General features: G+C 63.1%; 1 protein-coding gene and 1 pseudogene. Both read right to left on the bottom strand.

Annotation, left to right across the window (positions count from 1 at the left end; all coding sequences use genetic code 11):
* Positions 1–4: 4 nt before the first annotated feature.
* Positions 5–976: a branched-chain amino acid ABC transporter permease gene (locus I5M_RS06710; RefSeq protein ID WP_022720694.1), complete on the bottom strand. Its 972-nt coding sequence runs from the start codon at positions 974–976 to the stop codon at positions 5–7.
* Between the two features lies 1 nt (position 977).
* Positions 978–1,323, bottom strand: a pseudogene (locus I5M_RS06715) (branched-chain amino acid ABC transporter permease); the annotation flags it as partial.

Consider the following 1,323-nt stretch of genomic DNA (forward strand, 5'->3'; position numbering starts at 1 on the left):
CGCCCTACAGCGACCGCCTATACAGATGCGCGATCTCGCCGATGATGCCGCGGCGGAAGGTCAGCACGCAGGCGACGAAGATGACGCCCTGGATCACCGTCACCCACTGGCCGAAACCGGCAAGATATTGCTGCATGGCGATGATCACGAAGGCGCCGACCACTGGACCGAACACGGTGCCGAGGCCGCCGACCAGCGTCATCAGCACGATTTCGCCCGACATCGACCAGTGCACGTCGGTCAGCGAGGCGTTCTGCGCCACGAACACTTTCAGCGCGCCGGCGAAGCCGGCCAGCGTGCCGGACAGGATGAACGCGAGCAGCTTGTACTGGTCGGTCTTGTAGCCCAGCGAAATCGCCCGCGGCTCGTTCTCGCGGATCGCCTTCAGCACCTCGCCGAACGGCGAGTTGATGGCGCGGTAGATGATCAGGAAGCCGATCAGGAAGCCGACCAGGATGACGTAGTACAGCGTATCGGTCTTCGACAGATCGATGAAGCCGAACATCTTGCCTTGAGGGATGCCCTGGATGCCGTCTTCACCATGGGTGAACGGCGCCTGCAGATAGATGAAGTACAACAGCTGCGACAGCGCCAGCGTAATCATCGCGAAATAGATGCCCTGGCGGCGTATCGCGATCAGGCCGGTGATCACCGCGAGCACGAAAGCGCCCGCCATCCCCACGATGATCCCGAGTTCCGGGGACAGGCCCCAGACCTTGAGTGCATGGCCGGTGACATAGCCGGCGGTGCCGAGGAACATCGCGTGGCCGAACGACAACAGGCCGCCGTAGCCGATCAGCAGATTGAAGGCGCAGGCCAAGAGCGCGAAGCACAGGCCCTGCATCACGAAGAACGGATAGACGCCGGTGAGCGGCACGATGGCCAGCACCGCGGTCATCAGAGCCAGCGCGATCATTTCGTCGCGCACCGCGCGGCGGCTGGTGGTCGGGATCGAACTATCTGTAATCGAGGTCATGTCAGGCAGCCCGTCCCGTCAGGCCCGAAGGCTTCACCAACAGCACCAGCACCATCAGCACGAACACCACGGTGTTGGAGGCCTCGGGGTAGAAATATTTGGTCAATCCTTCGACGACACCGAGCGTGAAGCCGGTGATGATCGAACCCATGATCGAGCCCATGCCGCCGATCACCACCACGGCGAACACCACGATGATCAGGTCGGCGCCCATCAGCGGCCGCACCTGGTTGATCGGCGCCGACAGCACGCCGGCGAGCGCCGCAAGACCGACGCCCAGCCCGTAGGTCAGCGTGATCATCCGCGGCACGTTGATGCCGAAGGCACGGACCAGCGTCGGATTTTCG

The organism is Rhodopseudomonas sp. B29, assembly GCF_000333455.1.
In the GTDB taxonomy this organism is placed as follows: Bacteria; Pseudomonadota; Alphaproteobacteria; order Rhizobiales; family Xanthobacteraceae; genus Rhodopseudomonas.